A 12,439-nucleotide genomic window follows, 5' to 3' on the forward strand; every position below is an offset into this window, starting at 1 on the left:
TGTTGTTTGCCAGGTTAGGCGGCACAGGTCGCAAAAAAGTTACAACCTGCCTAAAATTATTTTCAGGCATTTTCCTTACCGCCAGCACCTCTACCGCAGGCCTGATGGTGATGGTTTGAAACAATTTGGTCTCTTTCTTAATTTGCATTAATCGATTTCCAACATTTGCGATGAAGGATCTGAATATTGCCCAATTGGTGCGTTTACTTTCATTTCTCTGTTCCTGCCTGCCATTTCATGCGCTAAGCATCCCGCCTGATGAAGGTATGTGGCTGCCTGTATCTGCTGAGCAGATGAATATGGAGAAGATGCATGCCATGGGACTACAACTATCCGCCGGTGAGATCTACAGCGTCGGTCAGCCGTCCATAAAAGATGCAGTGTGCCTTTTTGCCAACAACTGCACGGGTACGGTGATATCAGATGAAGGACTCCTGATAACAAATCTTCATTGTGCCGGCGGCAGAATAAAATCGCTGAATACAGACAGCGCTGACTACCTCGCTGATGGTTTCTGGGCGATGAGCCGTGATGAAGAAATTCCCTGCCCCGGCCTCAGCGTTACCTTCCTCATCAGCATGATTGATGTAACTGACAGCATACAGGCGCTTTTGAATGATACGATGGCGGAGTTCAGCAGAAACCGGAAGATAGACAGCCTTTCCATCGCTTTGGCGGGAAGGGCAGTTCGCGGCACTCCTTACGTTGCGCAGGTGAAATCATTTTTCAATGGTAACAGGTTTTACCTGCTGCTCCAGCAAACATTCCGCGACATCAGGCTGGCCGGTTCTCCGCCTGCTGCCATCGGCGACTTTGGAGGAGAAACTGATAACTGGAGCTGGCCGCGGCAGGCGGCTGATTTCGCATTGTTCAGGATCTATGCGAATGCTGATAACAGGCCTGCCGATTTTTCGCCGGATAATATTCCTTATAAACCAGCCTGGTATTTCCCGGTGTCGCTGCGGGGCATCCGGGAAAATGATTTTACCATGGTGGCTGGTTTTCCGGGCAGAACAAATGAATATGCCACGTCCTATGCCATCGACTTCGTACAAAATGTGTCGGATGCTGAAAAAATAGCTATCAATGAAAAAAAACTTGCGGCCTGGTCAGAAGCCATGGCATTAAGCGACAGTGCAAGAATGGCTTATCAGTCCCGTTTTGACGCTGCAACATCCGGCCTGAAGAAAATGAAGGGTGAAGTGTATGGATTGAAGAAAGCTGGCGTGAAAGGAATCAAAGAAAAATATGAATTGGAATTTTCACGAAGGGTTGCCGCCGACACGATTTGGCAAAAGCAATATGGTTCGTTACTGCCGGAACTGAAAGCCGCTTATGACTCCATCAGGCAGCTGCAACCCGCTGTTGACTACTATGATGCAGTGATGAACAGTGACCTGCTTGCATATGTTGCTTCATTTCAGTCATTGGCAACCGTCAGCAGCGATGGATCAAATGCCGAAGCTATTCGTGCCGAAGCAGAAAACCTGCAGAAAGAAAGTCAAATTTTTTTCAGCCGTTACGATCGCACCACTGATCTTCAGTTGTTGTCATTAATGATCACCTTATGGGGCAGCCGCACCGGATTTATCAACACTCCGCCTGCTGCTGCTTCCTTGATGCAGCAAAACCGGGATGGAGCAACCCTGACAGCCGGCCTGCTGCACGCTTCATTTCTTGATGATGAAAAACAGGTGTACGACTTTCTGCATAAATACCGTAAAAGCCATGCAAAAAAACTTGTCAGCGATCCGCTGTACCGCTTTACACTCAACCTGCTGCTGCACAGGGATGAAAAAGTGATTCCGGCGTATGAGCTGTTACGCACCCGTATAGCAACACTGAACCGCAGGTATATGGGTGCGCAGATGGAAGTGATGAATGAACGAAACTTTTATCCGGATGCCAATCTTACATTCCGCATTGCTTACGGAACGGTGGAGCGACTGCAGGCACGCGACGGCATCATCTACGACTATTATACGACGCTCGATGGTGTGATGGAAAAAAGCAAGTCAGGCAGCAAAGACTATACAATTACCCCACGGCTGCAGGAACTGTATGAGGCAAAAAATTATGGCCCATACGGTGATGCTTCCGGTAAGCTGCGCACCTGCTTTCTCGCTTCCAACCATACAAGCGGCGGTAACAGCGGCAGCCCCGTAACCGATGGAGAAGGCAACCTCACCGGCATTAACTTCGACCGTGCATGGGAAGCTACGATGAGTGACTTGTACTATGATCCTGATCAGTGCAGGAATATTGCCGTTGATATACGGTACGTACTTTTTATGATTGATGTCTATGCCGGTGCAGGCTACCTGCTCCATGAAATGACATTGGTTCAGTGATCCGGCATCAGCGAACCGCCGTCCTGCTGTTGCCATTCACCTTACCATCGAGCATCATGATCACTTGCGCGCAGATCAGGAAAAGGTAATTGGCTTCATCATTTTCCTCATCTTCACCGGCATCACCGGTTTCCTCCTCATCACCAAAAAATGTAGCCAGCAGGTACGTGACGAGCACCGGCTGCCGCAGCAACTCCAGTTGCCGGACCATGGCTTCAGGGTTATTGCTCTCAACGATCGAAAGCAAATTTTGCAGTTCCACCATAGAAGCGCCTGACTGTTCCTCCAGTTCCTGTTCGGTAATCAGCGGCACTTTCCCGGCTTCCGTTTCAAATGCTTTCCATATCAGCATTGCATAATAAGTCAGTTCCTCCAGCAGCGGGTTATCAGTCAGCTCATCAGCCGTATCTTCCGGATCATCATCGTCTTCAATGATATCATCTTCTTCCAGCACCGACATCGCCTGCAGAAAGAGCAACAGGTAAGGCTGCTCCACGGCAAAACGGATGCTTATTTCAGAAGCTTCCTTTTCGCCGAGCGCATCAAAATATGCTTCCGCCGTATCAATACTTTTTTCGCTGACAACTATCATATTCAATTTTTATTGACCGAATGCAAGTAATAGAATAATTCCCGATAAAGAAACAGCCGTTTCCTTTTCTCATTGCGCGTGACACTTTTCTCATGTGCATGAACAGGTTTGTGCTTCATGCCGTCTGCCCGATATCCGCATATTTTCTCAACACCGCTTTGCATCCCTTTTTAATGAGCTGAAACACGGGTTCAAATCCTTCTTCCGCTCCATAGTATGGATCAGGCACTGATCGCACTTCACCGGGAGAAACTTCTTCCAGCAGCAGCCTTAATTTTTTATTGCCGGCTGCAGCTTTATGATCCCGAACGATCTCCCGCATCACCTCTTCCGCCATCGCGTAAATAATATCGAAATCATCGAAATCCTTTGCCGTCAGTTTTCTCGCCCGCTGATCAGCGATATGAATGCCATGGCGTTTACAGGTTGCAATGGCCCTTTTATCCGGCATCGCGCCAATATGATACGATTCCGTAGCTGCACTGTCGATGTGCCATGACAACTTATTCTCCATCGCCAGCGACTTCATGATTCCTTCCGCCATCGGTGAGCGGCAGATGTTGCCCAGGCAAACAAAAAGTACTTTCATATACTTGCCAATTACGCCTGCAAATATCCGTCATTCTGAAACAATCCCTTTATATTTGATTTGATACCGCCATCATTGGCAAATACATATTATCTGATAAATGAAAAAATTCCGCCTTTCAAAGGAGGCATACAAGCATGATTGCTGATGATACCATCGTAGCGCTTTCCACACCGCCCGGCATCGGTGCCATAGCCGTCATTCGATTGTCGGGGCAAGACAGTATCTCCATCTGCGATATGATCTTCCGTGGAAAAACACTGCGTAATGCGCCTTCTCATACGCTGCACTTCGGGCAGATCATTGACGGCGATGAAATTATTGATGAAGTGGTAGTTGGTATTTTCAAAGCACCGCATTCATATACCAAAGAAGACGTGGTGGAGATTTCCTGCCACGGCGCGCCTTATATGCAGCAGCGTATTGTTGAGTTACTTATCAGGAAAGGAGCACGGCCAGCAAAAGCCGGTGAGTTTACCCTGCGTGCCTTTCTCAACGGACGGCTTGATCTTTCGCAGGCTGAAGCGGTGGCGGATCTCATTGCTGCCGATTCCGAAAGTTCGCGTAAGGCCGCCATGCAACAGATGCGCGGTGGGTTTTCCACCGAGATAAAACGGTTGCGCGATGAGCTGATTCACTTTGCTTCATTAATTGAACTCGAACTGGATTTTGCGGAGGAAGATGTGGTATTCGCCAACAGGCAACAATTAAAAACACTGTTGACGCGGCTGAAGGAAGCCATCGGCAGGTTGATTGGTTCCTTCCAGTTAGGCAACGTGATCAGGAATGGTGTAACCACTGTTATTGCCGGCAGACCGAATGCCGGTAAATCAACTTTATTGAATGCTTTGCTGAATGAAGAACGTGCCATTGTATCGGACATTCCCGGTACTACGCGCGACACGATTGAGGAAGTGATCAACATCAATGGCATTCTGTTCAGGCTGATTGACACGGCAGGCATCCGCGCGGCAACCGATGTGCTGGAGAAAATCGGCGTGGAAAAAACGATGGAGAAAATCCGTCAGTCGGCGTTGCTCATGTATGTCTTCGACGTAAAAGATATGAACCGTGAAGACCTGCTGTATGACCTGTCGCGTCTTCCGGTAAAAGATATTCCGGTGATGGTAGTCGGCAACAAGGCAGAAGATGAAACAACGGACAGCCTTCACGCTGTCTTTTATGATGTGCCGAATATCCTTTTTATCTCTGCCAAAGCGCATCAGCAGCTCGATGAGTTGCGGCATCAGCTGGTTGACAAGGTGCTGCAGGAAGAAGAATTGAATGACCGCACCATCGTCACCAATGCGCGGCATTATGATGCGCTGTTGAAAACAGGTGAAGCGCTTGATGACGTGCTGCATGCTTTATCAGCGGGTACCTCGCAGGAACTATTCGCCGCCGACATCCGCCGCGCACTGAATTACCTCGGCGAAATCACAGGCGAGATAACGAATGACGATATATTAGCGAGTATATTTTCTAAGTTTTGTATCGGAAAGTAAATGATTGTCATTTTTGCCAATCACCTTCTTTTCAAAGAATAACCTCGAGGTGAAGAACATGGTTAGGCTTAAAATTGTAAGAGGATTAAAAATCCTTTGCTCAATAAGTCCGGATTAAAATAAATCCGGATTAGCGGGAACAATACCTACCCACCCGATGAAATTGCTGTAAGGTTCAAGCACCGCATTGTAAGTATTCATTGCTTTCCAAACGGCAACGGAAGGCATAGCCGGTTAATGGCCGATATTATCATCGAAAAAATATACAAGCAGCCAGTTTTTAGTTGGGGTGCTGCCAACCTTTCCAGCGAAGGCGATACCCGAACAGCCTACCTCAAAGCCGTTAAAACTGCGGATAAGGGCGATTACAGTTTGCTGTTGGCTTTTGCCAGGTCATAGGTAATTGTAACCATCCATTTCAAACACATTCAAAAGCCTCCTTCGGGGGCTTTTTTGTTGCCAATGCCTTTGCAACCATTACCATCTTTGCAGACTTTGCAAGGTTTGCAACTTTGCCAATTATGTTAGTAAAACTTGTCTTTTGTTTGCTTTTATTTGCCAATATTTGACAAGTCAATAAAACAACGATGGAAAGCCAGTTTGGTGAGAAAATACGAGCACTCAGAGAGAAGCAACATTTGTACTTGCGGCAGGTAGCACCATTGCTTGAAATGGATACAGCTCAACTGAGTAAAATTGAAAAGGGTTTGCGGCAACTCAAACGGGAGCAGATACCCATCATTGCCGAAATTCTCAAAGCCAGTAGCGATGAATTAATGACACTATGGTTAGCCGACCAAATTTACGCAGTGGTGAAAGACGAGAAGCTGGCGAATGAAGCTATTCAGGCCACAGAGGAAAAAATAAAATTTAAAAAACGCAAGAAATAATTTATGGCAATAGAGACAGGACAAATAGTTAAAAACCTTATACCAACAGAACCTGTAACGGTGAATCAAATTCAACCGTTAGGCACTATGGTATCCATAAAATTCACTGGCGTAAATACCAACCGTGCCAATACCAAAGTTATTTCTAAAGAAGAGTTTGATGCATTGGAAATGCTAACTCAGGAAGGAACATTCAACTTCAAAGGTGACCCAACAAAATTTGGATTATTTGCCGAAGCAGAACGCATCAATTCTGCTTACCAGTTTGACCCACTCTTTGCGGTCAATTGTAGTATTGTTGATCCTTTACCCCATCAGGTAGAAGCAGTTTATAAATTTCTGTTACCACTTCCTAAAATTCGGTTCCTGTTAGCAGATGATACAGGTGCTGGTAAAACAATTATGACCGGGCTTCTCATTAAAGAACTGATGATGAGAGGGCTTGCCGAAAGAATTTTAATTGTTACTCCAGGTGGTCTTACTAAGCAATGGCAGGAGGATGAAATGGCTATCAAATTCAACATCCCTTTCACATTAGTAAACAGGAGTTTGTTTTCATCCGACCCAAATGTTTTTCATACTGCACAGCGAATTGTAACATCTATTGATTTCATTTCACGGGAAGATGTATTAAATGTTGCCAGCAATTCACATTGGGACCTGATTGTGTTTGACGAGTGCCATAAACTTTCTGCTTACGATTACGGCAGCAAGCAATATTTATCACTTCGTTATAAAGCTGCACAGGTTTTATCGCAACAGTGCGAACATATTTTATTGCTAACAGCAACACCACACCGTGGCAGAACAGATACTTTCAAAAAACTATTGCAATTATTAGACGAAGATATTTTCGCTACTGATGAAATTGCCTCCACACGTATTAAGGAATTAGAACACAATGGCATCAATAAGTTCTTCATCCGCAGGTTAAAAGAAGATATGAAAGACTGGCAAGGCAAGCCACTCTTTAAAGACCGGTACACAAAAACAGTAGCCTATCAACTTACACCTGAAGAAAAGGAATTGTATGATGCTGTAACAAGCTACCTCACCAAGAAAAAAGAAGAAGCCTCTGAAACCAAAAACATACACGTTTCTTTGGCTTTAACCGTAATGCAGCGAAGATTGGTTAGCTCAATCTTTGCCATAAAAAATACATTGGGCAGACGTTACAATGCCCTGAAAGGAATATTGGATGAAACCAATAAAAACCCTAACCTGTTTAGCCAAAGGCACAAACTGGAAGGCTTTGATGTAGATAACATTGAGGAGTTTGAAGATTTGGAAGATGATGAAAGAGATGCATTGGAAAACATCCTTTCTGATCCTAAAAAATTCAAGCTGTTTACAACGGCTAAAAGTTTGGGCGAAATTCAAACAGAAGCCAATGAAGTAAAGAAGTTGTATGAGATGGCGGAATCTTTATACAACCGAAAGCAGGAAGAAAAGAAGTTTCAGGAATTACAGGAATTACTCAAATCAAATGGTGTTTTAGAAAACGGTGAAAAGCTCGTAATCTTCACCGAACATAAAGACACTTTATTATACCTCGAAGAACGCCTCACTAAAAGCGGTGGCTATAAAGTGGCTACCATTCACGGTGGCAAAAATGTGGATGACCGAAGAGAAGCACAATGGGCATTTGCCAAACCCGATACACAAATTCTAATTGCAACCGATGCAGCCGGTGAAGGTATCAATTTGCAGTTTTGCCGCTTACTTATCAATTGGGATATTCCCTGGAATCCAAACCGTTTGGAGCAAAGAATGGGAAGGATACACCGTTACGGCCAAAAGCAGTATGTGCTGGTGTTTAATATGGTAGCAAGCAATACCAAAGAAGGTAAAGTATTAGAAAGGCTTTTAACCAAGTTAGACATCATTCGTGAAGGCATGGGTGATGATAGAGTTTATGATGTGATACAGGATGTGTTGGAAGGAGTTGGGTTGGATGATATTATCAATTCCGTTTTCAATGGTAAGGAAACTGATTTAGATAGATTTCTTTCGCAGGATGATGCAACCTTAAAGCTGAAATTCACCGAGAAAATAAATGAGCAAAAAGATAAATTAGCCCACAGCACAGTTGATTACAGAGATGCAAGACTGCTGAAAGAAAATTCAGATGAAAAAAGATTGCAGCCCATTTATATCAAGTTGTTTTATGAAAAGGCATTTCAAAATTTAGGTGGTGTATTTACCGAATTAAGGCAATCCATTTTCCGTATTGATAAAATGCCCGATCCTGTTATTGCCGAGTTGAAGGAGACCTATAAAATTCACTTTGATGCCATCAAGTCTATCCAGTTTTGTTTTGATAAACAAATCTTCCTCGACTATCAAAGTGTTGGCGATTTAGGCAAAGTACATTACATCAATCCGGGCAATCCTGTTTTTGATAGTCTGGTTACTGTGGTTCGCAACCTATACCGTGAGGATATGATTAAAGGCACTATCCTTATTTCACCAGATGATAAGGAAGACTACTTTGCATTTTTTGTAAAGAGCCAGATAGTTGATAACCGGGCAAGCAAAAAAGACGATAGCATTGCCGATGAAAGATTGGTAATGGTGTATCAATCCACAGACGGTGAATTTCATATCACCTCACCTGCTAAGTTTATTGACCTGCATACACCAACCGAATTTACAAAACCTATAGAGCCTCCTCCGGTGGTAAGTACCAACGATGTGGTGCAGTGGAGTTTTGAAAAAATAACTACTCAGCAATTTGAAGATACTAAAGCCCATGTAAAAAAAGATGCTGCCGACCGCAGGGTATATTTAGAATCTGCCTTTACGCAGGTTATAATGGACTTACAAATTGCCATACAGGAACTGCAAAGCAAAGTGCTATACGGTGATAACAAGGTGCAGGAAAAGATTTTGAAAAAGCAGGAACGCATCAACGAACTTATACACAAAAAGCAAAGCCGATTAGAAAGTTTGGAACTGATGGCACAGCTTAACCCGAAAGCACCGGAGGTATTGGGCTGTGCGTATGTAGTACCATTAACGCAGGTTGAATATGTAGGGCATTACGGTATGAGCCGTGATGATGAAGCAGAAGCCATAGCCATGAAAGAAGCAATGGATTATGAAATTAGTGTAGGCTGGAAACCGGTTGATGTAAGTGCCAATAACGAAGGCTATGATGTAAAGAGCATAAGCCCTGAAGAATTAAAACGATACATTGAAGTAAAAGGACGCAGTGCTGGTGATGGCAGTGTAATGTTAAGTGAAAATGAAATGAACCGCCTGGCACAGTTGGGTGATGCAGCCTGGTTATACATTGTAATGAATTGCAAAATCAACCCTGAGTTGTACCGCATACAAAACCCTGCTAAGGCACTCAAATTTGAATTGAAATCAAAAGGAGTTCAATACTTTTTGCCGATGGCAGAATGGAAACAAAAGATTAACGCATAATGGCACAAGCAAAGAAATTAATAGAAGTAGCAATGCCGATAAAAGAAATATCGGCAGCAAGTGTGCATGATAAATACATACATCACGGTCATATTTCCACTATGCATATTTGGTGGGCAAGAAGACCTTTGCCAGTTTGCCGTGCTGTTGTATTTGCCAGTTTGGTACCCGATCCATTAGATGAAAATTGTCCAAAACAATTTAAAGAGGCAGTTGAGGTATTATTAGGCAGTGCTGCAAAACCATTGAATGAACCAGGAATGTTAGTTGATGCTTACAAACCTTATAATGACATTCCTTATACTGCCGCCATTGACAAAATGGAAGACAACCACCGCAACAGGTTGTTAATGCTAATTGGGAAATATAGCACTGAATTTTGTGAAAATGAAAAGGCGGGAAAGGCAACACCAGCAGGAAAACAGCTTAGTGATTTTAGTTTAATCAAGTGGGAAAATAAATGCAATGATGCTATTCTTAACAAGGCAAGAAAACTTATATGGGTTGCTTATAATTTAAAATTAGAGCCGAATAAATCATGTTCAGAATTACTTGATGATTTTTCAACTTGCTATGAGAAAATTGCAAAAATCGAATCCGAACTATATTCGATTTCGGACAGACACTTAAAAACTAAAAAGGTTACTGAGTTGGAACTGAATCTTCAAAATGCAATTGATGGATTTAGAAGTAAAATGCCTATCATTTTTGACCCCTTCGCAGGTGGCGGTGCAATTCCATTAGAGGCAGCAAGGTTGGGATGCAGAAGTTATGGTAATGATATTAACCCTGTTGCCAATATTATTCAGAGAAGCAGTTTAGAATTTCCTCAAAAATTTGGTAAACCAATTACATATAGCAAAGTAGAGTTTATAAAACTATACGGTCAAAAGGAGTTTGATAAACTTCCAAATGAAAATAAATTATTCAGCAATACTGTTGCTGGTTCAGTAACTATTCAAAACCGATTAAGTTTTGATGTTGAGTTTTATGCAAACAAATTACTTGAATTGGCTGAAAAGGAAATTGGACATTACTACCCGAAAGACAAGAAAGGTAAAAAACCTTTAGTCTATTACTGGTCAAGATTGGCTGTTTGTTCTAATCCAAGTTGTAAAGCTGAAGTTCCGCTTTTAAAGCAGTTTTATTTAGCAAACAAAAAAGATAAACAAATCTATCTAAATCCAATAATCAAGGGCAATAAAATAGATTTTGAATTGAAAAATGGCAAGTATGATTTTGAGGGTTGGAATAACAGAGGTAATATGAAATGTCCTTGTTGTGGAAGCGTTACAGATGTAAAGAAAATTAAGGAGCAAATTATAAGATGTGATCTAAAGGAAAAATTATTGGCTATTGTTCAAGAAGGTGAACAAGGAAAGGAATATAGGTTGCCAACCACGGAAGAAATAAATTCATTAACGGCATTACCTGATGAGATTGATATTCCAATAGAAAAAATGCAGAGAAATTCTGCTGGCGGAGATACGTTTAGTTGGGGCATAACAGAGTGGGGCCAAATATTTTCAAAAAGACAGTTGTTTGCTATGCAAACATTGATTAGCAAGTTGCATATTATAAGGGAAGAACTTAGTGTTCAAGAAAGTGAATATTCAAAAGCAATTATAACCTATTTGGGTATTTGGATTGACCGCATTGCTGCATATCTAACTTCATTTGGAAGATGGATTCCTCAAAACGAACAATTAACAAGCATTTTTGGTAGACAAGCAATTGCAATGGTTTTTGATTATCCTGAAGTAAGCATTTTTGCTCCCTCTACAAGTGGTCCTTTAAATCAATTGGAATGGATCATTATGTATCTCAACTCGGAAAGCAGTATTCCATTTACTTCAATTTGTAATAATGCAGCAAGTGGAGAGAAAGAACAGTTTCCTGTAAAATCTCTAACGGCAGTAATAACTGACCCTCCATATTATGACGCTATTGCCTATGCTGATTTATCTGACTTTTTTTATGTGTGGATGAAAAGGAGCATCGCTAATTTATATCCTTTAAATTTTGCAACGCCTCAAACACCAAAATCTGATGAATGCACAATGTTAAAGCACCATCATTCTGGTGATGCTGAAAAAGCAAAAGCTCACTTTGAAAATAAGTTATTGCAAATATTTGATGCAATTGAACATCAGACTTCTGACATCGTAAGCATAATGTTTGCACATCAAAGTACAGAAGCCTGGACAACACTTTGTAATTCAATTTTAGGTGCAAGAATGAATATCACTGGCAGTTGGGCAATAGATTCAGAAAGAGACACAAGAATGATTGCAAATGCCGGTGCTGCTTTACAGTCTTCAGTTACCGTTTCTTGCAGACCAGCACAACGAAATGGGATTGGTGATTACAAGGAAGTAAGGAAAGCAGTTCAAAAAACAGTTGCGAAAGAAGTAGAAGAATTATACAGTTTGGGATTCAGAGGTGCAGATTTATTGACAGCTTGCTTTGGTCAGGCAGTAAGTGAATTTGGCAAATACGAAAAAGTAGAGAAAGCAGACGGAAGCGAAGTAACGGTAGCAGACCTTTTGGAAATGGCAAGAGAAAGTGCTTTTAATGCTTTACTCAAAGGGTTTGATGGCGATGATTTCACCAAGTTCTACATCGGTTGGTTGCAGCTTTACAGCTTTGCAGAAAGTGAATTTGATGATGCTGCAAAATTCAGCCGGGTAGGGTTAAGCATCAATGTAGGAGAATTGTTTACTGAACACATACTTATCAAGCATGGGAACAAACAAACCTTAGGCACATTTGAAGAACGCATCAATACCAATAAAAATATTGGCGACAGGGCCAATAACTTTTTAATTGACTTAGTACATAGGGCAATGGCATTGTATAAGGGCAATAACAGAACAGCCTTGCTGCAATATATTGGTAAAGTTGCCGCCCAGCCTGAAAATAGTTTTTGGAGGGTTATCACTTCGCTTTGCGAAGTATTACCTACTGGCAGCAAAGACCATAAACAAGCACTTGGCTTGCTTACCAATAAAGACAGCTTGATACGGGAAAGCAAAACCGTTCAAGCCACAGCAACAACACAAACGAATTTATTTGAATAG

The 12,439-nt window shown here is 42.3% G+C and carries 8 protein-coding genes; 6 read left to right on the plus strand and 2 right to left on the minus strand.

What is annotated here, in order from left to right; genetic code table 11:
• The first annotated feature begins 170 nt into the window (after positions 1-170).
• Positions 171-2,351, plus strand: coding sequence for a S46 family peptidase (locus tag K1X61_08235; GenBank protein ID MBX7108616.1), 2,181 nt, complete (start codon positions 171-173; stop codon positions 2,349-2,351).
• Between the two features lie 7 nt (positions 2,352-2,358).
• Here K1X61_08235 and K1X61_08240 read toward each other — a convergent pair whose 3' ends face one another.
• Together K1X61_08240 and K1X61_08245 are read right to left on the minus strand one after the other, a co-directional pair.
• The gene (locus tag K1X61_08240; GenBank protein ID MBX7108617.1) at positions 2,359-2,943 is read right to left on the minus strand and encodes a hypothetical protein; all 585 of its coding nucleotides are present in this window, start codon (positions 2,941-2,943) and stop codon (positions 2,359-2,361) included.
• A 115-nt stretch (positions 2,944-3,058) separates the two neighbouring features.
• Positions 3,059-3,532 (minus strand): low molecular weight phosphotyrosine protein phosphatase, encoded by a 474-nt coding sequence (locus K1X61_08245; GenBank protein ID MBX7108618.1) that lies wholly within the window; start codon positions 3,530-3,532, stop codon positions 3,059-3,061.
• A 137-nt stretch (positions 3,533-3,669) separates the two neighbouring features.
• Here K1X61_08245 and mnmE point away from each other — a divergent pair, with 137 nt between their 5' ends.
• The 5 genes from mnmE (at position 3,670) to K1X61_08270 (ending at position 12,439) form a co-directional block, all read left to right on the plus strand.
• Entirely contained in the window at positions 3,670-5,037 is a 1,368-nt protein-coding gene (gene mnmE, locus K1X61_08250; protein MBX7108619.1) for a tRNA uridine-5-carboxymethylaminomethyl(34) synthesis GTPase MnmE, read from the plus strand.
• A gap of 123 nt (positions 5,038-5,160) precedes the next feature.
• Positions 5,161-5,436 carry a Fic family protein gene (locus K1X61_08255; GenBank protein MBX7108620.1) on the plus strand — a complete coding sequence of 92 codons (276 nt, stop codon included), beginning with the start codon at positions 5,161-5,163 and terminating at the stop codon, positions 5,434-5,436.
• Positions 5,437-5,624: 188 nt separating this feature from the next.
• Positions 5,625-5,927, plus strand: a complete 303-nt coding sequence (locus K1X61_08260) for a helix-turn-helix domain-containing protein (protein ID MBX7108621.1) — start codon at positions 5,625-5,627, stop codon at positions 5,925-5,927.
• Between the two features lie 3 nt (positions 5,928-5,930).
• On the plus strand, positions 5,931-9,359 hold the full coding sequence (locus K1X61_08265; protein MBX7108622.1) for a DUF3883 domain-containing protein: 3,429 nt from the start codon (positions 5,931-5,933) through the stop codon (positions 9,357-9,359).
• Complete coding sequence (locus tag K1X61_08270) at positions 9,359-12,439, plus strand: DUF1156 domain-containing protein (protein MBX7108623.1); 3,081 nt, start codon at positions 9,359-9,361, stop codon at positions 12,437-12,439. The genes K1X61_08265 and K1X61_08270 overlap by 1 nt, the downstream gene beginning before the upstream one ends.

This window comes from Chitinophagales bacterium, assembly GCA_019694975.1.
Classification (GTDB): Bacteria; Bacteroidota; Bacteroidia; order Chitinophagales; family UBA10324; genus JACCZZ01.

Excerpts from the sequence above, each read along its gene's own strand:
- K1X61_08235 (MBX7108616.1), top strand. The coding sequence starts at position 171 with ATGAAGGATCTGAATATTGCCCAATTGGTGCGTTTACTTTCATTTCTC.
- K1X61_08240 (MBX7108617.1), bottom strand. The coding sequence starts at position 2,943 with ATGATAGTTGTCAGCGAAAAAAGTATTGATACGGCGGAAGCATATTTT.
- K1X61_08245 (MBX7108618.1), bottom strand. The coding sequence starts at position 3,532 with ATGAAAGTACTTTTTGTTTGCCTGGGCAACATCTGCCGCTCACCGATG.
- mnmE (MBX7108619.1), top strand. The coding sequence starts at position 3,670 with ATGATTGCTGATGATACCATCGTAGCGCTTTCCACACCGCCCGGCATC.
- K1X61_08260 (MBX7108621.1), top strand. The coding sequence starts at position 5,625 with ATGGAAAGCCAGTTTGGTGAGAAAATACGAGCACTCAGAGAGAAGCAA.
- K1X61_08265 (MBX7108622.1), top strand. The coding sequence starts at position 5,931 with ATGGCAATAGAGACAGGACAAATAGTTAAAAACCTTATACCAACAGAA.
- K1X61_08270 (MBX7108623.1), top strand. The coding sequence starts at position 9,359 with ATGGCACAAGCAAAGAAATTAATAGAAGTAGCAATGCCGATAAAAGAA.